Annotated in this window: 20 protein-coding genes and 1 pseudogene; 12 read left to right on the top strand and 9 right to left on the bottom strand. The window is 64.5% G+C overall.

All coding sequences use genetic code 11. The features are described 5' to 3' along the window. The first annotated feature begins 349 nt into the window (after positions 1-349). The 5 genes from FBY31_RS05860 to FBY31_RS05840 all read left to right on the top strand — a co-directional run bounded on the left by FBY31_RS05860 (position 350) and on the right by FBY31_RS05840 (position 5616). Positions 350-1732 (top strand): hemolysin family protein, encoded by a 1383-nt coding sequence (locus FBY31_RS05860; protein ID WP_142038037.1) that lies wholly within the window; start codon positions 350-352, stop codon positions 1730-1732. Beyond that, on the top strand, positions 1729-2799 hold the full coding sequence (locus FBY31_RS05855; protein WP_142038034.1) for a hemolysin family protein: 1071 nt from the start codon (positions 1729-1731) through the stop codon (positions 2797-2799). Before FBY31_RS05860 ends, FBY31_RS05855 begins: the two co-directional genes overlap by 4 nt. Before the next feature lie 143 nt (positions 2800-2942). Then, positions 2943-3929 (top strand): metal ABC transporter solute-binding protein, Zn/Mn family, encoded by a 987-nt coding sequence (locus FBY31_RS05850; RefSeq protein ID WP_142038032.1) that lies wholly within the window; start codon positions 2943-2945, stop codon positions 3927-3929. Next, the gene (locus FBY31_RS05845; protein WP_142038029.1) at positions 3926-4741 is read left to right on the top strand and encodes a metal ABC transporter ATP-binding protein; all 816 of its coding nucleotides are present in this window, start codon (positions 3926-3928) and stop codon (positions 4739-4741) included. Before FBY31_RS05850 ends, FBY31_RS05845 begins: the two co-directional genes overlap by 4 nt. Continuing rightward, a complete protein-coding gene (locus tag FBY31_RS05840) occupies positions 4741-5616 on the top strand; it encodes a metal ABC transporter permease (RefSeq protein ID WP_142038027.1) in 876 nt (291 codons plus the stop codon). Before FBY31_RS05845 ends, FBY31_RS05840 begins: the two co-directional genes overlap by 1 nt. Before the next feature lie 66 nt (positions 5617-5682). Here the strand turns inward: FBY31_RS05840 and FBY31_RS05835 are convergent, their stop codons facing one another. Then, a complete protein-coding gene (locus FBY31_RS05835) occupies positions 5683-6189 on the bottom strand; it encodes a Fur family transcriptional regulator (protein WP_142045098.1) in 507 nt (168 codons plus the stop codon). 94 nt (positions 6190-6283) lie between these two features. Between FBY31_RS05835 and FBY31_RS05830 the strand changes: the two genes are divergently transcribed. After that, positions 6284-6940, top strand: a complete 657-nt coding sequence (locus tag FBY31_RS05830) for an MBL fold metallo-hydrolase (RefSeq protein WP_142038024.1) — start codon at positions 6284-6286, stop codon at positions 6938-6940. Here the strand turns inward: FBY31_RS05830 and FBY31_RS05825 are convergent. After that, the gene (locus FBY31_RS05825) at positions 6937-8028 is read right to left on the bottom strand and encodes a PLP-dependent cysteine synthase family protein (RefSeq protein WP_142038019.1); all 1092 of its coding nucleotides are present in this window, start codon (positions 8026-8028) and stop codon (positions 6937-6939) included. The two genes, FBY31_RS05830 and FBY31_RS05825, sit on opposite strands and share 4 nt — an antisense overlap. Positions 8029-8100: 72 nt before the next feature. On the opposite strand from FBY31_RS05825, the pseudogene FBY31_RS05820 reads away from it, so the two are divergent. The 3 genes and pseudogenes from FBY31_RS05820 to FBY31_RS05810 all read left to right on the top strand — a co-directional run bounded on the left by FBY31_RS05820 (position 8101) and on the right by FBY31_RS05810 (position 10603). After that, a pseudogene (locus FBY31_RS05820) lies at positions 8101-9014 on the top strand (sulfurtransferase). A 9-nt stretch (positions 9015-9023) separates the two neighbouring features. Next, the gene (locus FBY31_RS05815) at positions 9024-10181 is read left to right on the top strand and encodes an NAD(P)-dependent alcohol dehydrogenase (protein WP_142038017.1); all 1158 of its coding nucleotides are present in this window, start codon (positions 9024-9026) and stop codon (positions 10179-10181) included. After that, complete coding sequence (locus FBY31_RS05810) at positions 10178-10603, top strand: HIT family protein (protein ID WP_142038014.1); 426 nt, start codon at positions 10178-10180, stop codon at positions 10601-10603. The genes FBY31_RS05815 and FBY31_RS05810 overlap by 4 nt, the downstream gene beginning before the upstream one ends. Before the next feature lie 22 nt (positions 10604-10625). On the opposite strand, the gene hrpA is transcribed toward FBY31_RS05810, so the two are convergent. After that, positions 10626-14588: an ATP-dependent RNA helicase HrpA gene (hrpA, locus tag FBY31_RS05805; RefSeq protein ID WP_142038012.1), complete on the bottom strand. Its 3963-nt coding sequence runs from the start codon at positions 14586-14588 to the stop codon at positions 10626-10628. A 120-nt stretch (positions 14589-14708) separates the two neighbouring features. Further along, a complete protein-coding gene (locus tag FBY31_RS22980) occupies positions 14709-14876 on the bottom strand; it encodes a hypothetical protein (RefSeq protein WP_200833317.1) in 168 nt (55 codons plus the stop codon). Between the two features lie 81 nt (positions 14877-14957). Here FBY31_RS22980 and FBY31_RS05800 point away from each other — a divergent pair, with 81 nt between their 5' ends. Next, positions 14958-15926, top strand: coding sequence for a GlxA family transcriptional regulator (locus FBY31_RS05800; protein WP_142038008.1), 969 nt, complete (start codon positions 14958-14960; stop codon positions 15924-15926). On the opposite strand, the gene FBY31_RS05795 is transcribed toward FBY31_RS05800, so the two are convergent. From FBY31_RS05795 to FBY31_RS05780, 3 genes are all read right to left on the bottom strand, one after another. After that, entirely contained in the window at positions 15923-16225 is a 303-nt protein-coding gene (locus FBY31_RS05795) for a protealysin inhibitor emfourin (protein ID WP_142038005.1), read from the bottom strand. The two genes, FBY31_RS05800 and FBY31_RS05795, sit on opposite strands and share 4 nt — an antisense overlap. Positions 16226-16283: 58 nt before the next feature. Continuing rightward, positions 16284-17327, bottom strand: a complete 1044-nt coding sequence (locus tag FBY31_RS05790; RefSeq protein WP_142038002.1) for a M4 family metallopeptidase — start codon at positions 17325-17327, stop codon at positions 16284-16286. A gap of 653 nt (positions 17328-17980) precedes the next feature. Then, positions 17981-18229 (bottom strand): ATP-dependent DNA ligase, encoded by a 249-nt coding sequence (locus FBY31_RS05780; RefSeq protein ID WP_268815652.1) that lies wholly within the window; start codon positions 18227-18229, stop codon positions 17981-17983. A 644-nt stretch (positions 18230-18873) separates the two neighbouring features. On the opposite strand from FBY31_RS05780, the gene FBY31_RS05775 reads away from it, so the two are divergent. Both FBY31_RS05775 and FBY31_RS22975 read left to right on the top strand, forming a co-directional pair. Next, positions 18874-19800 carry an alpha/beta fold hydrolase gene (locus tag FBY31_RS05775; RefSeq protein ID WP_235012941.1) on the top strand — a complete coding sequence of 309 codons (927 nt, stop codon included), beginning with the start codon at positions 18874-18876 and terminating at the stop codon, positions 19798-19800. Positions 19801-19830: 30 nt separating this feature from the next. Beyond that, positions 19831-19998: a hypothetical protein gene (locus FBY31_RS22975; RefSeq protein ID WP_200833316.1), complete on the top strand. Its 168-nt coding sequence runs from the start codon at positions 19831-19833 to the stop codon at positions 19996-19998. Positions 19999-20017: 19 nt separating this feature from the next. On the opposite strand, the gene FBY31_RS05765 is transcribed toward FBY31_RS22975, so the two are convergent. After that, positions 20018-20503, bottom strand: coding sequence for a GntR family transcriptional regulator (locus tag FBY31_RS05765; protein ID WP_235013182.1), 486 nt, complete (start codon positions 20501-20503; stop codon positions 20018-20020). Between the two features lie 222 nt (positions 20504-20725). After that, the gene (locus tag FBY31_RS05760; RefSeq protein WP_142037995.1) at positions 20726-21241 is read right to left on the bottom strand and encodes a cupin domain-containing protein; all 516 of its coding nucleotides are present in this window, start codon (positions 21239-21241) and stop codon (positions 20726-20728) included. Between the last annotated feature and the right edge of the window lie 940 nt (positions 21242-22181).

Genomic DNA, 22181 nt, shown 5'->3' with positions numbered 1-22181 from the left:
TGTCGGTTGCAGGTAACGGACCAGCCGGCCGGCCAGGCGTGGCCGGGGCCGTTGGCAGGGTCGCGGCGGCACCGTACTGCTCCTGTAGACTGAAATTCTTATGGACAGTAAATCTAGGTGCCGGCCTGGGGGCTGTCAGCGGGGCGTAAGCAGCGCCGCACAGTCCACCCGAAGAGCCGGCAAACCCCGAACACGCGCCCATCACCATTCGCTGGCAATGCCTGCAGGAGCTGCAAGGGAAACTGCGTCAGCCTCGGCTGACCACCCTCCGCCGGACCGGTATTCCTGGCATCGCCCCTTAGCTGTTTCGCCCTTCTCCTCCGTTGCCGCTGTCCAGGCGGGATGCTGAATGGAATGGCTCCTCCTCGCAGCGGGACTGCTGCTGATCGCCGGCACCGGCTTTTTTGTCGCCGTCGAATTTTCCCTTATTGCACTTGACCAGGCCACGGTCCAAAGAGCCATTGCCGACGGCGACGACCGCGCCATCCCTTTGCTCGCCTGCCTGAAGTCGCTCTCAACGCAGCTATCCAGCTGCCAGTTGGGCATTACGCTCACCACCTTGCTGACCGGTTACGTGATGGAGCCATCGGTGGGCCGGCTCCTGGAAGCCCCGTTGGCCGCCGTCGGACTTCCTGACGTTGTGGTGGCCACCGTCTCCCTGGTCCTGGCCATGGTGCTCGCCACCCTGCTCTCCATGCTCCTGGGCGAACTGGTGCCCAAGAACATGGCTATCGCGCTGTCCTTCCGCATTGGCCGCGCGGTGGCCAGGCCGCAGCTGGTCTTCACCGCCGTGTTCAAGCCCGCCATCGTGGTCCTCAACGGCTTCTCCAATAAGATCCTCAATGTTTTTGGACTGGAAGCGAAGGAAGAAATTTCCGGCGCCCGGACCCCTGCTGAACTCGCATCCCTGGTGCGGCGCTCTGCGGCGATGGGGACGCTGGACGTGGGTACGGCCAACTTCGTGGCCCGCACGCTGAATTTCTCCACCCGTACAGCGGCAGATGTCATGACGCCCCGCATCCGCGTGGAAACGATCGAGGCGGATCAGCCGGTGTCCGACATCCTCGCTGCCGCACGCCGCACCGGCTACTCACGGTTCCCCATTATTGGTGAATCGGCGGACGACATCAGGGGCCTGGTGCACGTCAAAAAAGCAGTAGCCGTGCCCTGGGACCGCCGGCAAAACCTCGAAGCCGGGGCCATCATGACCGAAGTCCTCCGTGTCCCGGAGACCATCCACCTTGATGCCCTGCTGGCAGAGCTGCGCGATGGCAACCTGCAGCTGGCAATTGTGCTGGACGAATATGGGGGAACCGCCGGCATCGCGACCCTTGAAGACCTCGTGGAGGAGATCGTGGGGGAGGTGGCGGACGAGCATGACAAGGTCCGCCCCGGCCTGCTGCAGAGCGCATCCGGCGACTGGTACTTCCCAGGCCTGCTCCGCCCGGATGAACTGTCCGAGCAGATTCCGGGCCTGACGGTCCCGGATGAGGCAGCATACGAAACAGTGGGCGGCTATGTCATGAGCAAGCTCGGCCGGATCGCTGCAGTAGGGGACACGGTGCCCGTGGAAGGCGGAACGCTGAGCGTCACCAGGATGGACGGCCGCCGGATCGACCGGATCTGTTTCCGCCCGGCCAAGCCGGAACCCGAAGCCGGAGACCATGCCGGCAGGACGAACAACGGCAGGACGAACAACGGCTGGACGAACAACGACAGGACCAAACGATGAGCGACTGGGCCGGAATGCTGTGGCTGGTGGTCCTCCTGTTCGGCAACGCGTTTTTTGTTGCCGCCGAGTTCGCCGTGATGTCGGCCCGCCGCAGCCAGATCGAGCCGCTGGCCGAGGCCGGCTCCAAGCGGGCACAGACCACCCTGCGGGCCATGGAGAATGTTTCGCTGATGCTCGCCTGTGCACAGCTGGGCATTACCGTTTGTTCGCTGCTGATCCTGCTAGTGGCAGAGCCGGCCATCCATCACCTGCTGGCTGTGCCGCTGGAGACACTGGGCCTGCCCATGGAGATCGCTGACGTCGCGGCGTTCGCCGTGGCGCTGATGCTGGTGACGTTCCTGCACGTGACCTTCGGTGAAATGGTGCCGAAGAACATCTCGGTGTCCGTGGCGGACAAGGCGGCGCTCTTCCTGGCCCCACCGCTGATGTTCATTGCCCGGCTGGTCAACCCGGTTATTTCCGTCCTTAACTGGTCGGCCAACCACATCCTCAAGCTGCTCCGTATTGAGCCCAAGGATGAGGTGAACTCCTCCTTCACGCTGGAGGAAGTGCAGTCCATCGTGCAGGAGTCCACCAGGCACGGCCTGGTGGATGACGAGGCGGGGCTGATCACCGGTGCTCTGGAATTTTCCGAGTACAGCGCGGCGGACATCATGGTTCCGCTCGAAAAGCTGGTCATGCTGAAGGCGGCCACCACCCCCGTGGAGTTCGAGAAGGCCGTGAGCCGCACCGGATTCTCCCGCTTCCCGATGCTCGACGATGACGACATGCTGTACGGCTACCTCCATGTGAAGGACGTCCTGCCCATCCCGGAGGTGGCCTACGAGCGGCCCATCGCCGAGAGCCGGATCCGGTCCCTGGCCAACCTGGCCCTGGACGACGAGATTGAAAAAGCGATGTCGGTGATGCAGCGTACAGGTTCGCACCTGGCGCGGGTCATCGGGCCCGACGGGAACACCAAGGGCGTCCTCTTCCTCGAAGACGTGATCGAGCAGCTGGTCGGCGAAATCCGGGACGCCACGCAGGCCAGGGGTGTCCGCCGCCTGGGACAGCCTAATGGCGCCTAGCAGCCGAGGGAAGAGTTGCAGCAGGAAGCCTTCCGGCCAGGCAGGCTCCCTGTCTCCCGCGTATACCTAAATAGGAATCATTCCTATTTAGGTATACGCTTAAGTGGTTCCTTCCGATCCCACAACCACTGAACGAGGTTTCCGTGCGCCGATCCGCCGCCCGAACATCCCTTGCCGCCCTTGCCGGTCTTAGCCTGCTGCTCAGCGCCTGCAGCCCTCAGCCCGAATCCTCTGCCGGCAATTCAGCTGATGGGATCAACGTGGTGGCCTCCACCAACGTCTACGGGGATATTGCAAAGACGGTAGGCGGCGACAAAGTCAGCGTGACTGCCATCATCAGCAAGACCAGCCAGGACCCGCACTCCTACGAGGCCACGGCCCAGGACCGGCTTGCTGTGTCCAAGGCGGACCTCGTGGTCGAAAATGGCGGGGGTTACGATGATTTTCTCCACACCCTGGTGGAGGACAGCAGCATTGACGCACACAACCTGCTGAACGCCGTCGAACTTTCCGGCCTGGCGCATCCCGAGGAGGAGGCTTCGGCCGAAGCGGCGCCGGCGGAGTCGGCAACAACGGATGAGCAGGCCCACGATCACGGTGGGTTCAACGAGCACGTCTGGTACAGCCTGGCCGCCATGGGCCGCGTGGCCGATAACCTTGCCGCCAGGCTAGGTGAGCTGGAACCTGGCTCAGCCGCCACTTTCACAGCCAATGCCGGTGCCTTCAAGGCCGAGCTCGACGAACTGGCCGGGAAGCTGGGTGCGCTGAAGAGGGAGGCGGCAGGGGATACGGTAGCCGTCACCGAGCCGGTGCCGCTGTACCTGCTGGCCGATGCGGGGCTGGAGAACGCTACCCCCGAGGACTACACTGCTGCGATTGAGGAAGGATCGGACGTTCCGCCGGCCGTACTCAAGGCCGCAACTGACCTGGTTGACTCAAAGTCCGTCCGGTTCCTTGCCTATAACGCGCAGACCGAAGGGCCGCAGACCGAAGCGCTGAAGAAGGCGGCCGGGACGGCAGGCGTCCCGGTGGTCGATTTCAGTGAAACCCTTCCTGAGGGCAAGACCTACCTGCAGTGGATGACGGACAATGTGAACAACGTCAGCAAAGTTCTGGAGACAAATAGTTGAAACCTGTGGTCAGCCTCGCCGGGGCGTCCCTCGCCTTTGGCCAGCGGACGCTGTGGGAGGATCTGGACCTGGAGATCAGGCCCGGCGAGTTCTTCGCCGTGCTCGGACCCAACGGAAGCGGCAAAACCAGCTTCCTCAAAGTCCTGTTGGGCCTCCAGGACCTGCACCGGGGCAAGGCCACGCTCGGCGGACACCCGGTTGAGCGCGGCAGCAGCCTGATCGGCTACATCCCGCAGCAGAAATCGTTCGCCCGCGACACGCCAATGCGCGCCCGGGACCTGGTGGGCTTGGGGGTCGACGGCCACCGGTGGGGACTTCGCCTGTCGTCGGCGAAGGCCAACCGCAGGATTGACGAGCTGCTTGAGCTGGTGGGAGCGGCAGACTACGCCAAGGTTCCGGTAGGCCAGCTCTCCGGCGGCGAGCAGCAGCGGCTCCGGGTAGCCCAGGCGCTGGCAACAGATCCAAAGGTCCTGCTCTGCGACGAGCCACTGCTTTCCCTGGACCTGCACCACCAGCAGGCTGTCAGCGCGCTCATCAACCAACAATGCCATGAGCGCAACAGCGCAGTGGTTTTTGTCACCCACGAGATCAACCCGGTCATCGACTATGTGGACCGGGTGCTGTACCTGGCCGGCGGGCGCTTCAAGGTGGGAACACCGCAGGAAGTGATGACTACGGAGGTCCTCTCCGACCTGTACGGCAGCCACGTTGAAGTCATCCACGCCAACGGACGCATTGTGGTGGTGGGTCTGCCGGACGCCACCACGCATCATCATGCGGAGGCCCACGCCCTTGCCGCAGAGGTGGCCTGATGGACGCCGACAGCATTATTGGCGCGATCTTCAGTTTCGAGAACTATGGCGAGCTGCTGGTCCTGGTGCAGAACTCCATCTGGGCAGGTGCCGTCCTGGGCCTGCTCGGCGGCCTGGTGGGGACGTTCGTGATGAAGCGTGACCTGGCGTTTGCGGTCCACGGCATTTCGGAACTGTCCTTCGCCGGTGCGGCCTTCGCCCTGCTGATTGGCGCAGACATCGTTTTCGGTTCACTGATCGGCTCAGTGGCTGCTGCGCTGCTGCTGGCCCTGATGGGAGTCAGGGCCAGGGATAAAAACTCGATCATCGGGGTGATCATGCCTTTCGGGCTGGGCCTCGGGATCCTGTTCCTGTCCTTGTATGAAGGCCGTGCCGCCAACAAGTTCGGCCTGCTGACCGGGCAGATCGTTTCGGTGGATACCGTCCAGCTTCAGGCGCTGGCCGGAGCGGCCGTGGTGGTGATGGTGGTCCTGGCGGCCATCTGGCGGCCACTGAACTTCGCCAGCGTGGATCCAGAACTGGCCGAGGCCCGCGGCGTTCCGGTCCGAACGCTGGGCATCGTCTTTATGGTCCTGCTGGGTATCAGTGTGGCCCTGTCCATCCAGGTGGTGGGCGCGCTCCTGGTGCTGGCGCTGCTCATTACACCGGCTGCGGCTGCCCTCCGGGTGACGTCGTCGCCGGTGGCCGTGGTGGTGCTCAGCGTGGCCTTTGCCATCACTGCGACTGTTGGCGGAATCCTGCTCGCGCTGGGCGGACGCATCCCCATCAGCCCCTACGTCACCACGTTGTCGTTCCTAATCTATGTGGTGTGCCGGATTATCGGTTCCGTCCGTGCTTCCCGGGGGATCAACGGGCGGGTGCTGCAGGCTCAGTGACCTGGAGTACCCCGCGAGGGGCGGGCCAGCACTGATGGGGCGGCCTGTGCAGGCGCGGGCTTTTTCCTAGAGGGTGCCGGCGGCCTTGCGTGCCGTGCACTCCGGGCAGAGTCCGAAGATTTCCACCGTGTGCGCCACCTCGGTGTACCCGTGTTCGCTTGCAGTCCGCGCCGCCCACGTTTCGACGGCCGGCGCTTCAACTTCCACCGCTTTGCCGCAGTTCCGGCACAGCAGGTGGTGATGGTGCCCCGTGACGGCACACCGGCGGTAAACCGCCTCGCCGTCGCCGTTGCGCAGCACGTCAACGAGCCCTTCGTCGGCAAGGGACTGGAGGATCCGGTATGTGGTGGCGAGGGAAACCGAGATTCCCTGGTTCTGCAGGATGCGGTAGAGCTCCTGCGTGCTGACGAAGTCATCCAGTTCGTCCAGCGCGGCACTGACTGCCAGCCGCTGTTTCGTGACCCGCTGCTCCTTGACTGCACCTGCGCCGGCTGTACCCGCCGCAGTCCCTGCGGCCCCGGAAGCCGGAGCCGAAGCGGGCTTGGTGGATTCAGCCTTGGTGCCGAACGGCATGGATGGACTCGCTTCCCTAAGGATGGTGGCAAAGATCCAGATTACCAGCCGGAGCTTCGTGGACACTGTCCGGACCGGACCCTAGGCTGGCGCTATGAAGCTGACGAAATACACCCACGCCTGCGTCCGCCTCGAGAAGGACAGCCGGGTCCTGGTGCTGGACCCCGGAACATTCTCTGAATCCGCGGAGGCTTTGACCGGTGCCGACGCCGTGCTGGTCACCCACGAACATGGGGACCATATCGACGTGCCGGCGGTCGTGAATGCACTGAAGGAAAACGGGAACCTGGCGGTCTTCGCCCCGTCGGGCGTCGCAGACAACCTGCGCAAGGAAGCTCCTGATGCCGCGGCCCGGATCAACACGGTGGACCCCGGCTCATCCTTCGATGCGGCTGGCTTCGATGTCCGCAGCTTCGGAGGCCAGCACGCCTTGATCCATCCGCAGATCCCGGTGGTGGCCAATATCGGCTATCTCCTGGACGGGAACGTCTACCACCCCGGTGATTCCTTTGTGATTCCAGACGGCATCAACGTGCAGACGCTGCTGGTTCCCCTTCATGCACCATGGAGCAAGGCCGCAGAGGTGGTGGACTTCGTGATCGGCGTGCGGGCGCCCCGCGCCTTCCAGATTCATGACGGCCTGCTCAATGACAACGGGCTGAAAATCGTCGAAGGGCATGTCAAGCGGCTCGGGGCCAAGTACGGCACCGAGTACCGGCACCTGGCCGCGGGGGAGTCGCTGGAAGTCTAAACCGGCTCCCCGTCCCAGGAACCAGTGTCAAAGAAGTGCCTGATCACTGCTTCATGAGGTGCCGGGTCCAGGCCCTGGGATGCCAGCCAGCGCGGGCTGTAGTAGTTGCCGGCGTAGCGCTCCCCGCCGTCACACATGAGCGAGACGATGCTGCCCCTGCGGCCGTCGGCGATCATCCGGGCGATCAGCTGCCACACTCCCCAGAGGTTGGTCCCCGTTGAGGGGCCGGCGTGCAGTCCGGCGAGCGTGCGGAGGTGGCGCATGGCAGCGACGGATGCGGCGTCCGGAACCTGGATCATGTGGTCGATGACCGACGGCACAAAGCTCGGCTCCATGCGGGGCCTGCCGATGCCCTCGATCCTCGAGGGCAGGCCGGTGGCGGGGCGGGAGGTGCTTCCTCGCCAGCCGGGGAAGAAGGCCGAGTTCTCCGGATCGACCACCAGTAAGCGGGTGGGGTGGCTGTGGTATCGGAGGTACCTGCCGATGGTGGCGCTGGTGCCACCTGTTCCCGCGCCCACCACGATCCAGTCCGGTACGGGATGCTCCTCCAGTTCGAGCTGGCCGAAGATGGACTCCGCGATGTTGTTGTTTCCGCGCCAGTCCGTGGCCCGTTCGGCATAGGTGAATTGGTCCATGTAGTGCCCGCCGCAAGCGGCGGCGACCTCTTCCGCCGTCGCATAGACCTCGGAGGCGTGGTCCACCAGGAGGCAGGAACCGCCGAACTGTTCAATCAGGTCAATCTTTTCCTGGCTGGTGGTGCGCGCCATGACCGCGATGAACGGCAGCCCCAGGAGCCGGGCAAAGTACGCTTCGGACACGGCGGTGCTGCCGCTGGACGCCTCAACGATGGTGGTGTCTTCCCTGATCCAGCCGTTAACCAGCCCGAACAGGAACAGCGAGCGCGCCAGCCGGTGCTTGAGGCTGCCGGTACGGTGCGTCGATTCATCCTTAAGGTAGAGCTGGACGCCCCAGTGTTCGGGCAGGGGTACGAAGTAGAGGTGGGTATCGGCGGAGCGGTTGTTTTCTGCCGTGATTTTCCGGATGGCTTCGTCCGCCCAGGCCCGGCCCGCGCTGCGCTCGATCTTCACCGCACCAGCCTACCTGCGCCTCCCGGGGCTCCCTTAGAGTGGGAGCGTTGGCCGCCTGACGAATGGAGCATTATGAAGCCACTGCTGGATGTTGCCGCGCTGGAGGAGCGCCGTGCCGGTGGCCTGCGGACGGTGCTGCTGGACGTGCGGTGGGCGCTGGGTGATCCGCACGGCCACGACCACTACCTGCAGGGGCATTTGCCCGGCGCGGTGTTTGTTGACCTTGCCACTGAACTTGCGGACCCCGCTGTGCCGGAGCGCGGAAGGCACCCGCTGCCGTCGCCGCTGAAGTTCCAGGACGCCGCCAGGCGCTGGGCATCAACGACGGTGATGTCGTGGTGGCATATGACGACAGTGCGAATATGGCCGCGGCGCGTGCATGGTGGATGCTGCGGAACGCCGGCATGGCCGACGTCTACCTGCTCGACGGCGGCCTTGCGGCTTGGCGCGCGGCAGGCCTGCCGCTCGAACAAGGTGCAGTCCGGCCCGCTCCCGGGGACGTGACACTGGCGGACGGGCAGATGCCGGCCCTGGACGCAGCCGCCGTGACCGCGTGGATGGAGAATGGACCCGTTCAGGCACATCCCCAGCCGGCCAGGGTCCTCCTCGATGCACGGGCCGGGGAGAGATACCGGGGCGAGCTAGAGCCTGTTGATCCGCGGGCAGGCCACATTCCCGGCGCGGTCAGCGCGCCCACCTCCGGGAACGTGGACAGCGATGGACGGTTCCTGCCTGCCGATGAGCTGCGCCGCCGCTTTGAAGCGCTGGGGATTACCGGCGACGTCGAGGTGGGTGTCTATTGCGGGTCCGGCGTCACGGCCGCGCATCAGGTGGCCGCGCTTGAACTGGCTGGATTCCGCGCCGCGCTGTATCCCGGGTCCTTCTCAGAGTGGTCCAGCAACCCGCTGCTGCCGGTGGTGACCGGACCAGGGCCCCTCGGCGGCGATGGGCCGGTTGAGTGGAAACAACACCGGGCGCAGGGGTAGCGTCACACTATGACTCCTGGACGTCCCGTGCCGCCGCCTCTTGCAAAACCTGTCACCCCCGTTAATACCGGATCCCAAGATTCCGACGGCGGTGTCCTGGCCGCCGCGTACGGCGCAACCTCCGCGGTGAGCGGCCTGGTTCCGCTCACCCTTGCGCGGCGGGCGCCCCAGGCCGCCGACGTCGAAATTGCCATTGAGTTTTGCGGGCTGTGCCATTCTGATGTCCATGCCGTGCGCGGTGAGTGGGGCGGCCAGTCCTATCCGCTGGTACCCGGCCACGAGATCGTCGGGACCGTAAGCCGCGTCGGGTCAGCCGTCACAGACTTCGCTCCCGGGCACCGGGTGGGGGTGGGATGCATTGTGGACTCCTGCCGGGAATGCGGAAGCTGCCTGGACGGCCTCGAACAGTACTGCGAAAACGGCATGACCGGAACGTACGGTGCCATAGACCGCCGGAACGGCGATTCGATCACGCAGGGCGGCTACTCCTCCACAGTGACCGTGGACCACCGCTACGTCCTTCGTGTGCCGGACTCCCTGGACCCGGCCGCCGTCGCGCCGCTGCTGTGCGCCGGTGTCACCACCTATTCGCCGCTGCGGCATTTCGACGTCGAAGAAGGCGACGTTGTGGGTGTGGTGGGACTCGGCGGCCTCGGCCATATGGCCGTCAAGCTTGCCAAAGCCATGGGAGCGAAAGTGGTGGTGTTCACCACGTCGGAGTCCAAGGTGCCGGCCGCCCTGGAACTTGGCGCGGATGAGGTTGTCCTCTCCCGGGACGAAGCGGCGATGGACGCGGCAAACCGCACCATCGACCTGATCATCGACACCGTGGCAGCACCCCATGACCTGAACCCGCTGTTCCGCACCCTGCGGGTTGACGGTGCGCTCTTCCAGCTGGGCCTGCCGTCTGAGGCAATGCCGCCCGTGAACCCGCGGGCGCTGATCCGGCGCCGGATCGCCTACGCCGGCTCGCTGATCGGCGGGATTGCGGAGACCCAGGAAATGCTGGACTTCTGCGCGGAGCACGGGGTGGTGGCGGACATCGAAGTGGTCCGCGCGGACCAGCTCAACGAGGCCTACGACCGGATGGTTACAGGCGATGTGAAATACCGGTTTGTGCTGGATACCAGCACCCTGCAGGCACCCGCCGAGGAGGCAGACGCATGAGCACGCTTTTCACCAGGATCCTGAACGGCGAAATCCCCGGCCGGTTTGTGTGGCGGGAAGACGATGTGTCCGCTTTCCTCACCACCGGCCCGCTGGCTGACGGCCACACCCTGGTGGTCCCCACCGAGGAAGTGGACCGGTGGACTGACGCTTCCCCGGAGACCCTGGCGAGGGTCATGGAGGTGGCCAGGCGGATCGGAGCCGTCCAGGTGGATGTCTTTGGGGCAGCGCGCGCCGGGCTGATCGTGGCCGGCTACGAGATCAACCATCTCCACGTGCACGTGTGGCCCTCGCGGAGCATGGCAGAATTCAACTTCGCGACCGCAGACCAGAACCCGGCCCCCGAGGTCCTGGACGCCAATGCCGAAAAACTGAGGCAGGGACTTCGGGATGCGGGGTACGGCCAGTTCGTCCCGGCGTAGGCCGTTCGCCCCGGCCACTCCTCTAGGCCGGGGCGAGCGCCTTGTTGAGCACGGCGCGGATCCGCTTTTCGGACACTGAATAGGCGGTGCCCAGTTCGACGGCGAAAAGGCTCACCCGGAGCTCTTCGATCATCCACCGGACCTGGGCAAGCTCGCCGCCGGCCCGCCGTCCCGGAAGCAGGGCGGACACCGCGTCGTCGTAGTCGTCCTCAAGCCGCTGCACCACCGCCATGCTCAAGGCGTCGCGCTGGACGTTGCCCGGAAGGCGCTCCAGCCGCTTTTCAATGGCGGCGAGGTACCTCGGGAGCTGGCTGAGCTGGGCGTAGCCGGTCCGTGCCACAAAGCCGGGGTACACCAACTGCTCCAGCTGGCTCTTGATGTCATTGAGCGCACTGATCAGAGCCAGGCTGGTGGTGCCCTTGAGCTGCTTTTCGATCCGCCGGGTGCTGGCGAGGATGCGTTCCACCACCGCCGTCACGCTGAATACGGTATCGATCAGCTCGGCCCGGACCACTTCGTAGAGCGCATCGAAGGATTTCCGGTCCCAGGGGAGCTCCGCCGGCGTGAGTTTGTCGATGGCGGCGAGGGCACAGTCGGCGATGAGGGCGGAAACCGAACCATGGGGGTTCTGGCTGAACGTCAGCTTCTCCGTGTTGCTCAGGTGCTCCAGCACGTAGCGGTCAGGAGCCGGAACCCGCAAGGCTAGCAGCCGGATCACGCCGCCGCGCATGGCGGCCTGCTGCTCGTCCGCCGTCTGGAAAACCCGGAGTGCCGCGGATTTCCCCTGGTCCACGAGAGCCGGATAACCCGTGACGGTGTGGCCGTTGACGATGTTGGTGACCTGGCGCTGGAGGGTCCCAAAGCTCCACTCCGTCAGGCCTTCCTGTTCCCGGAACCCGGCAGGGCCGGAGCTTGGCTGCACCTGGGCCGGAGCCTGTGCCCGGGAAGGCCCGCCGTCGGCCGTGCCCCTTGCTTGCGCCGCCTTGCTGCCCGGGGCGGTAGAGGCGGGCGTCGCGCCCAGGGATTCGGCAATGGCCCTCCGGGTGGCAGGGGCGAGCTCCTCCTGGAGGGCGCCGAGGTTTTTGCCTTCGCCGAGGACCTTGCCTTTGCTGTCCACTACCTTGAAAGTCACTCTGAGGTGCGGGGGCACAGCGTCCCAGTTCCACGCGCCGGGCGGGATGATGCTTCCGCGGATGCGGCGGAGGGCAAGTTCGAGGGACGGTTCCAGTTCATCGGAGGCCGGGTCGAAGTCTGACTCCAGCACGGCCACTGCCTGCCGTGCCACATCCGGGGCCGGCACGAAGTTCTTGCGGATCTGCTTGGGCAGGGACTTGATCAGGGCCGTCACCAGTTCCACGCGCTGCCCGGGAATGAGCCAGCGGAAGGCTTTGTCGTCCAGCTGGTTCAGGAAGAGGACGGGCACCTCAGCCGTCACGCCGTCGTTTGGGTTCGGAGGTGAGCCGGGGGCCACCGGATGGAACTCATAGGTCAGCGGAAGCTCAAAGCCCTTGTGGAGCCAGGTCTTCGGGTAGGCGGAGACATCCAGGTTGTCCGCGTCATCGCTGAGGAGGAGGGACTTGTCGTAATCCAGCAGGTCCGGGTTGTCCTGCCGGGCGTCCTTCCACCACTTATCGAAATGCCGCTCGGACACCACATCGGGGCCGATCCGCGCGTCGTAGAACTCGAAGAGCGTCTCGTCGTCCACCAGCAGGTCGCGGCGGCGCATCCTGGCTTCAAGTTCCTCCACCTCCTGCAGGAGGGCGCGGTTGCGGTGGAAAAACTTGTGGTGGGTCTTCCAGTCACCCTCCACCAGGGCATGCCGGATGAAGAGCTCCCTGGCGACGACGGGGTCCACCCTGCCGTAGTTGATCCTCCGCTGGGCGATGATGGGGACGCCGTAAAGGGTGACCTTCTCGTAGGCCATCACTGCACCCTGGCGGGTGGACCAGTGCGGTTCACTGTAGCTGCGCTTCACGAGGTCCGGAGCCACCTGCTCCGCCCAGATCGGATCGAATTTTGCGGCCACCCTCGCCCACAGCCGGCTGGTTTCCACCAGTTCCGCCGCCATCACGAACGTGGGTGACTTCTTGAACAGTGCCGAGCCGGGGAAGATCGCGAAACGCGTTCCCCGGGCCCCGGCATACTCGCGCTTGCGCTCGTCCAGGATGCCGATATGGCTCAGCAGCCCTGACAGCAGGCTGATGTGGACGCCGTCGTGGTTGCCCACGGGATCGGCCAGGCGCTTGTTGTCCAGGCTGATGCCCAGCGGCCGTGCCAGCTGCCGCAGCTGCGCAAACAGGTCCTGCCATTCCCGCACGCGAAGGTAGTTAATGAACTCGGCCCGGCACAGTCGGCGGAAGGCCGACGACGACAGCTCCTGCTGTTTTTCCTGCAGGTAGTTCCAGAGGTTGAGGAAGCCGGTGAAATCCGAGTTCTCGTCCTTGAAACGGTTGTGTTTTTCCGCCGCGAGCTGCTGTTTGTCCGTAGGACGCTCGCGGGGGTCCTGGATGGTGAGGGCCGCCGCCAGGATCATCACCTCCCGCACGCAGCCGCGTTTGCCGGCTTCCACGATCATGCGGCCCAGCCGCGGATCCACCGGCAGCTGGGCCAGCTTTTGCCCGACGGCGGTGAGGCCGCCGCCGCTTTTGGCCCCATCTGTGCCATTCTGCGCCCGGGCCGGCGCCAAGGCGCCGAGCTCGCGCAGCAGCGTGACGCCGTCGTTGATTGCCCTCGTCTCGGGCGGCTCCACGAAGGGGAAGTCCTCCACATCTTTAGGGCCACGAGCCACACCCATGGCGGTCATCTGCAGGATGACCGCGGCGAGGTTGGTGCGCAGGATTTCCGGATCGGTGAACTGGGGCCGCGACTCGAAATCTTCCTCCGAGTACAGCCGGATGGCGATGCCGTCGGAGACACGGCCGCAACGTCCCGACCGCTGGTTTGCTGAAGCCTGCGAGACGCGCTCAATGGGAAGCCGCTGGACCTTGGTGCGGTGCGAGTACCGGGAAATGCGCGCCGTGCCGGTGTCGATCACGTACTTGATGCCCGGCACGGTCAGCGATGTCTCGGCCACGTTGGTGGCGAGCACGATGCGCCGTTTGTTGCCCGGATGGAACACCTTGTGCTGTTCCTGCAGGCTCAGGCGCGCGAACAGGGGAAGCACTTCCGTCCCGGTGAGCCGCCGGTTGGACTGGATGCGTGCCTGCAGTGCGTCGGCCGCGTCGCGGATTTCGCGCTCGCCGGAAAAGAACACCAGGATGTCGCCTGGAGCTTCTGCCGCGAGTTCGTCCACGGCGTCACAGACGGCGTCGAGCGGGTCGCGGTCCTCCTCGAGTTCGTCGTCCGAGGCCTCCTCTTCGTCCTTGCCGGCCGGCGGCTGTGACAAAGGCCGGTACCGGATTTCCACCGGGTATGTCCGCCCGGAGACCTCGATGACGGGGGCGGGCTTTTCCGACGTGCCGAAGTGGTTTGCGAACCGCTCAGGATCGATGGTGGCGGAGGTGATGATCACCTTCAGGTCCGGGCGCTGTGGCAGGATCCGCTTGAGGTACCCGAGGATGAAGTCGATGTTGAGGCTGCGCTCGTGGGCCTCGTCGATGATGATGGCGTTGTACTTGCGGAGCAGCTTGTCGCGCTGGATTTCGGCCAGCAGGATGCCGTCGGTCATCAGCTTCACTTTGGTGGCGCGGCTGACCTCGCCGGTGAAGCGGACCTGGAAGCCGATTTCCTGGCCGATGTCTACGCCCAGTTCCTCCGCAATGCGCTCGGCTACCGTGCGGGCTGCGAGCCGACGCGGCTGGGTGTGGCCGATCAGGCCGTTTTCGCCCAGGCCCAGTTCAAGGCACATCTTGGGGATCTGGGTGGTCTTACCGGAACCGGTCTCGCCGGCGATGATGGTGACCTGGTTCGCGGCGATGGCTGCCATCAGGTCTTCGCGGCGCTCGGAAACCGGCAGCTCGGCAGGATAGGAGATGTGAAGTGTCATGGCTGCTGCAAGTCTACTGCGGGAGCCCGGGCTTCCCGTTTCGACCGCGCGCGGCTGTTCTACCCGCTATGGCGCTGGCGGGGCGCTGATTGGAAAAGCAGTGGTTGGAAAAGCAGGGGGTTAGAAAATGCGGAGCGTGTAGTTGGTGCTGGGAGGGTCCAGGGCGGACCAGGCTTCGTGGAATTCCGCCGGAGGTGTATGTCGCCGCCCGTCGCCCAGGAGCGCTGAAACGGTGGCAGCGAGGATAACGGGCAGGAGGACGATGAGGATGGTTGCGAGGGTTTCCATGCCTCCATGCTTCTCCTGCGAGCGACCAAGAAAAAGTGGCAGAAATGACCAAAAAGCTATAATTCCTGCCACAATGGAAGCGTGCTGAGATCAGTAGCAGTCATCGTGGTTCCCAACTTCTCCATGTTCGAATTCGGTACCGCCTGCGAGGTGTTCGGGATCGACAGGTCCGGCCGGGGCAGCGGCGTCCCCGCCTTTGACTTTCGCGTTTGTACCCCCAACCCCGGCACCGTTCCGCTCAAATCCGGCCTGTCCCTGAAGGTGGAGCTTGGCCTCGAGGCCACCGCCGACGCCGATCTGGTCATCATGGCGCCCTACGGCAGGGACGATGAGCTGCCGGAATCAGTCCTTGATGCGCTGGGCGCGGCCGATGCCAGGGGAGCCTGGGTCATGTCCATCTGCTCCGGAGCGTTCGCGCTTGCCCGGGCCGGCCTCCTGGACGGTCGGCGCTGCACCACCCACTGGCACTATTCGGGCCAGCTGGCTGCGCAGTATCCGCGTGTGCTGGTGGACGAGAACGTCCTCTATGTGCAGGACGGGAACATTATCTCGTCGGCCGGTACGGCCGCCGGCATTGACGCCTGCCTGCATTTGGTGCGCACCGAACTCGGCGCGCACGTGGCCGCCGCGATTGCCCGCGACATGGTGGTTCCTCCGCACCGCGATGGCGGCCAGGCGCAGTTCATCGACCGTCCCATGCCCACGTGCGGCTCAGCACCGATGGAGCAACTGCTTCGGTGGATGGTGGAGCACCTGGACCGTGAGCATACCGTCGGCGAGCTGGCGGCCCGGGTGCACATGTCCGCCAGGACCTTCGCCCGGAAGTTCAGGTCCGAAACCGGCGCAACACCGGCAGCCTGGCTTAACTCACAGCGGGTCCTTCGGGCGCAGGAACTGCTGGAGTCCACGGACCTGAATATCGACGAAATCGCGCGCGAGTCCGGCTTCGGCCATCCGGTGCTGCTGCGGCACCATTTCGCAAAAGTCCTGGATACCAGTCCCCAGTCCTACCGCCGGGCTTTCCGGGGCCAGCTGGCGGAAGTGGTTTAGCCCTTCGCCTCTTCAGCGGCGGCCCTGGTGCTGTCGACCAGTATGCGCCAGGGACCAGTGACCGCCTGCTCGGGAAGGGCGGCCCGGCGCTGGCCGGCGCGGATGGAGTAGATGAACCGGTCCGGCTGGGCTCCTGCGAATTCCGCTGCGGCAGCCCTCGGTGTCCGGGGTACGGCATCCCAGGGGCATGCTTCCACAATCGGCTGCCACTGGTTCCTCGCAGTCTCGGATTCAGCGTTGACAGTCCAAACCCGGGTCATCGCTGCGACGCCGCCGGTGCGCTCCACACTGATCTTCATGGCCTGGTTCCTGGTCGGTTGAGCCTGGTGGCCCGAGGTACGGCGGCCAGGCATCCCGTTAAAGCTTGACCTTCACAGTTTCCCACGCGTTCCGCACGGCGTCATGCTCTTTTGATCCAGAACCGAAAAGCTCGGTGGCAGCAGCTGCCGTGGCGCGCGCGAAGACGGTGAAGGTGGCGCCCATGGGCAATGAACCTCCGGTGAGCGTCTCATACCAGATCCGCCCGGGAGTGTCCCACGCGTTTCCGCCCAGCTGTTCCGCCAGAAGGTAAAAGGCCCGGTTGGGGATGCCTGAATTGATGTGGACGCCGCCGTTGTCAGCGCTTGTCTTGACGTAGGAGTCCATGGAGTCCGGCTGTGGATCCTTGCCCAGCACGTCGTCGTCGTACGCCGTTCCCGGGGCCTTCATGGAGCGCAGCGCCTGCCCCTGCACCTGTGACGTGAAAAGCTCCTCCCCGATCAGCCAGCTGGCTTCGGCAGTGGACTGGTTCTTGACATACTGCTCAACGAGGGCGCCAAACACGTCAGACATGGACTCGTTGAGCGCCCCGGCCTGGTTCCGGTACACCAGCCCGGCTGAATGCTGGGTGACGCCATGGGCCAGCTCGTGGCCGATGACACTGAGGGACCTGGTGAAGCGCTCAAAGACTTCGCCGTCGCCGTCACCAAAGACCATCTGGGTGCCGTCCCAGAAGGCGTTGTCGTACAGCTTGCCGAAGTGCACGGTGGCGTTCAAAGGCAATCCCCGGCCGTCGATGGAGTTCCTGCCGAAGACGTCTGCATAGAGCCGGTGTGTGTGGCCCAGGCCGTCATAGGCCTCGTCGGCCGCAGGATCTCCCGTGGCGGCCTCACCCTCCTTGCGGACAAGTTTGCCGGGAAGGATTTCTGAACCGCCGGCGTCGAAAACGGTGCGGTTTGAGGGTCCCGGTTTTGGCTGCCGCACTCCTGCCGGAATGTCCGGAATGGCCTGCGTGCGCGCTGCATGGACTGAGCGGACGTGCCCCAGCGCTTCCCTGGCAGCCCTCGCTGCCGCAGAAAACTCCGGCGCGTCCTGCCTGGCCAGGCGCCGCAACAGGTAGGGCGGAATGATGGAGCAGTACATGTGAGACCCCTTTGCTTCTGCTGGTGTGAACAGCCTACGAGGGGGCAGTGACATCAGGCAGGGATACGGCCCGCGGCGCGTCGGATGCGTACGTTAGGCCTTATCTGCACTAGGCGGCCGCCACTGGACGTGCATCGGAGGTCGATGTGGAAATGTGCTCAGGGTGAGGGCTCGCTGGAGCTGAGTGATCAGGCCTTTCGGTCCGCAATATGCAGCCTCTCAGGTGGAGCAACCTCGTGTGGGGACATTTCTGGCCTTGCCCTGATGAGGCGTAGCGCGTGACGGAAGGATTGCGCTGACCAAGCGGTGTCGGCGATGACTTCCACTACGACAGGTTCCACAAGTGTCAGGGCGACTGGTTCCTTGCCGCGGGTTGAACCTGTCCAAGGTGGTTCCCTTGACGGTGTCTGGCCATGGGTGAGTGGCGCGGGGTGGTGCCAGCCACTTGGCGAGGTCGCGGGCACTGGAGGTTTTGAGCGGTGCGGAGCGCCCACAATTCGGAGTTCACCGTGCGCTTATTTTTCAGCCATGCCCTGGCTTCCGGTTTATAGGGTTGGTCGCTGCCCTTGATGATCAGTCCCTCCAGCCGGTGAAGGGCAGTTCCTCAAACCAGCGGGCGGCGAGCTTGGGATCAGTGGTGGTGGGGGAGAGCGTTAGCGCGGCGGCATCCAGTTGGCTGCGAGTTCATCGGGGAGTGCCCTTCGGTCACGCAGCGGCAATTGCCGGGCGTCGTGTCCGGCTACGGCCAGTACATCGAAAGCGACATAGTTTGCCGGGGCTTCACTGATCAAGCCCGGCAGGGTCTTGCGGCCGGCACTGAGGCGTTGTTGCAGCGCGGAGAAGTTCAGTGGGCCTTCGGTCCAAATGACGGCTTCCCCATCGATGACGCATCCCGACGGAATCGCGGATGCGATCGCGGCAGCGAGTTCATATGCTCACCCGGTCGCGGTCCCAAAAAATTATGCGTAATTGCTCCGATTGGAGTAGGAGCCTCACAGCCCTATATTTTCTAAGACGTCTGCCAAAGAAGCTCTTCTGGTTCTCGAGCGAGCCTCGAAACTAGCGACATCCACCCCCGCACTATTCGGGGACGGGTCTGCCGACATGGCCGTCTGTCTGGCTCCTGGGCCACCCCAACAACCCGATCAGTGTGCAGGGAAGCGCGTGGATTACCAGCGCATAACACTACCTTTGCTGCTGCGCACGCAAACAAACAGGACTTTCAGCCCTATAGCTGGCCTCGCCGTGCTTGTCATCCTGTAGAGGTGTCGAGACGGGTCCTCAGATTGCGAGGCCGGACCGGCTTTGAACGTAGAAGTCAGAGTGCCACTGCGCTGGCAAGTTATCGACGAAGCAGTCGTTGCTGGCGAAGTGGCTGGATTTGAAAGGGGCGGCATGCCTGTAAACATCCGCGAGCTTCACATCGCCCAGACACTACATGTGGAAGCCGCGCGCCAAAGGGCAATGGCAGTACATCCTTCCAACTTCAAGCGGGCAGGGTCGCCGGAGAATGAACCCGGGATGCAAGCAGAGGTAAATTAGGTCCATGGAAGGCAACGCCGCCGCAATGCCTGAGCTCGACAACGTCACCCACCGGTGGATCGACGTCCGCGGGATAAGGATGCACATCGCCGAGGCCGGGAGCGGTGAACCCTTGATTCTCCTCCACGGCTTCCCCCAACATTGGTGGGAATGGCACGGCGTCATTCCGCTGGTGGCAGGGCACTACCGGGTGATCGCGCCTGACCAGCGGGGCTTCGGCTGGAGTGACGTTCCACGCCGCGGATATACCGCAGGATCCCTGGTAGCGGACATCGTTGAACTTATGGCGAAACTTGGCATCACCCGTGCTCGTTTCCTCACCCACGACTGGGGCTCCATCGTGGGGCAGCTCCTCGCCATGCAGCGGCCCGACCTGGTGGAGGCGCTGATCGTCACGGGCGCGCCCGACGTGCACATCAGGCCCAACGTCAAACTGGTGCCGGTTCTTCCCAAGCTCTGGCACGTCTTTGTGCTCGCCGTTCCGGTCGTCGGCGCCCGGATCCAGCGCAACAAGAAGATGATGCGGCACCTCTTCACGGCCTTCGAACCCGCCGGCGGAGTTTCCGGGAAGGACGTTGAGCTGTACAGCTCCTCCGCGGCCCGGCCTGAAACAGCACGCGCAGGGTCTGCCGTTTACCGCGGCACGATCCTCCCGGCATTCATGAAGATCATCTTCGACGTATACGGCAAACGTGCCTTCACCGTGCCCACCCTTGCCGTCATCGGAGCCAGGGAACCGTCCGCCACCCTGCAGCAGATGGGCCACCGACGCGGCCGGGGCGGCAACATCACCACCGAGATCGTCCCGGACGAGGGGCATTTCATCGTCGACCACCGGCCGGACCTCGTGGCCGGTAAGGCGCTCGAGTTCTTCGCCCACGCGGGCAGCCAAAAACCCGCCGAAGGCCAGCCGCCGGACGCGTTTGCGTGACTTATGACAGCGGTACGAGCAAACTTCTCCGTGACAACCACGACCGTACCCAGCTCGGGATCATCCTCATCGGCATGCCCGGCATCGACCAGCGTCATCGAATCAGCCGCCAGCACCCTCGTCATCGGCAACAACGACAAAGAGCGCCAACAAAACACCGCCACAAAGCTCCGAAGGCCACAACTCCACCCGGCCTAAAACCTGATTCTTAACACTTTTAGTGGCCCCGAGCGGATGTCGGTTTCTGGAGTCGTCTGCACCAATGCCAGAAGTTGGCTGCACTGGATGGGCGGTTCTTAGCGCGCGCCTCGTTAAAATCGGCTAGTTCTGATTCGAGTTGCTGGCTCAGGTTCCGTAGGCGTCGGATGTGTTCTTGGGATACGCGTGCGGGCTGGGTTGTGACTTGTGCGTCCAAGTCGAAGACCGTGTTGGGGCTGTGCCAGACGTTGAACCATTCGAGGCCTAAAGACGTGAGTTCGCAGGCGCTGGCCGTGTGCGGCGGCCTGCTCATCCAGACCACCCGCTGAACATGCCGGCGGAGGACTGGCGTTGCGGCTACTACGCTGCCGCGGCCGCGCTGCCGCCTGATCAGGCCGAGGTCGGCGAGACCGGACAGGGCTTGGCGTACGACGCCGCGGGAAAGGCCGAACTGCCTTTGCAGTTCCTCTTCGGTGGGCAGTGAGGAACCTGGTGAGAGCTGCAGATCTACGATCTGCCGGTGAAGGATGTCCCGAATTTGGCCATGGAGGGGACCGCCTTCTTCCCGGTTCAGTCGGCTGCTGCGTCCCGCCGGCTCCGCCCCTGTTTAGTTGGCGCGCGGCCAGGTGTAGTCGCCGGTGAGGTTGATGTGTTCCCACCCAGGGGTGAGAGGAACCGCAGGAGGTCCGGGTCCGTAGTGCCGCGGTCGGCACCGAGGATGTGCAGGTCAAGGAGTAAGCGGCGGCCCCATGATCTCGATGTTGTGGCGGGCGGCAATGCTGGCCAATACTTCGGCGTCGATGGGTGCGGGGTCCGGCAGTTCCCTCCGTGCTGCGGGCGCTCCCGCCTCGGCGGCGAAGGTTTCGAAGCCGGCGGGCACGGTGATCACCAGGCACCGGAATGACTCGTGCGGGCCCGCCAGAAACGTGTGGGTGGAACCTTGCGGAAGGAACACGAAATCGCCTCTTTGCACGGTGAAGCGCTCACCGTCGCTCTCGAAGAGAGCCGTGCCCGAAAGAATGTAGAAGGATTCATCCTCGACCAGATGCCGGTGCATCGGCGGTGCGTAGCCCGCCGGATGCAGAATCTCCATAACGGTCAGCCGCTGCTTTGTCTCGGGGCCGCCTGTCTTGACTGTGACCAGTGCGTTCGTGAACCACAGGGCAGTCCCCTCGCCGGCTCCGAGCCTGTACGCCCTGCCCTGTAAGCCGGTGGCCGCCGCCGTGTCGTCGGGCTTGTCCATGATGCCCCCTCGCCTGGATGTGCTTGCAATGCTACTCAGGATCCCGGTCCGATCAATGCCGCGAGTTGACCAATAGAGGATGGGCGCCCTCGGCTCGTGCGTCTCTTCTGGGCGGAAGTTATTGATAGCAACCCGAACCAGCAAGACCTCCGTCTCTCACCCGCCGTCGCCGCCCAGCGGCGGGAGCGGCTCACCATGACGCTGGAGGGACAGCCTCGGCGGGAGACCGCTTCTACGTACTTTGTTGTCCGCGCCCTCCACCGCGACGTTGCGGAGTGGTCCCACGAGGAACCTGAGCGGTGGGCCATTTGGGTGGCCCCCACTCCCATGCCCCGGACCGTGGTCCGAACGGTCTCGAAACAAGGCAAACAGGTCCAATTCCGGATGCAGCAGCGGACCCGCTCCCTGACGCCGATCCTTCCTGCCTTCATGCGCTCCGCTACCGCACTACGTGACCGCGGTCATCGCCTGTTGGAGCCAAGCTTAGCCACGGCCCACGGCGAGTCCTTCACGATCGACGGTGTGACTTACCGGCGGCACGACCCGCCGGTTCGGGTCATTGCAAACACCAGGGCACGTGTGTGGGCAGAAGTGGTTGCCGCGGAGAAAGGAGCCGCGTCCCCGGTCGCGGTTGGCAAGCGTGCAGACATCACCAGGGTGGAAGCGGACGGATTCTGGGGCTGGGCAGTCGCGTCGACCTTGAAGGAGGACCGGCATCAGAGTCGAAGAGCTGCAGGAGCTGACCCAGCTGTCCCTGCGTCACTACGTTGCCCCCACGACCAACACCATCGTGCCCCTGCTCCACATTGTTCCCTCGAAGACGGACCAGGAACGACTGATTCCGATGTCGCCGGAACTGGTCAAAATCCTCGTCGAAGTTCAGCGCCGTGCCCGAGGAACCTCACAGACGGTGCCGTTGTCTGTCCGGTACGACCCTTCC

The organism is Arthrobacter sp. SLBN-100 (genome assembly GCF_006715305.1).
Lineage (GTDB): Bacteria > Actinomycetota > Actinomycetes > Actinomycetales > Micrococcaceae > Arthrobacter.
The sequence above is the reverse complement of the archived record's forward strand: the minus strand, read 5'-3'. Positions and strand labels throughout refer to the sequence as shown.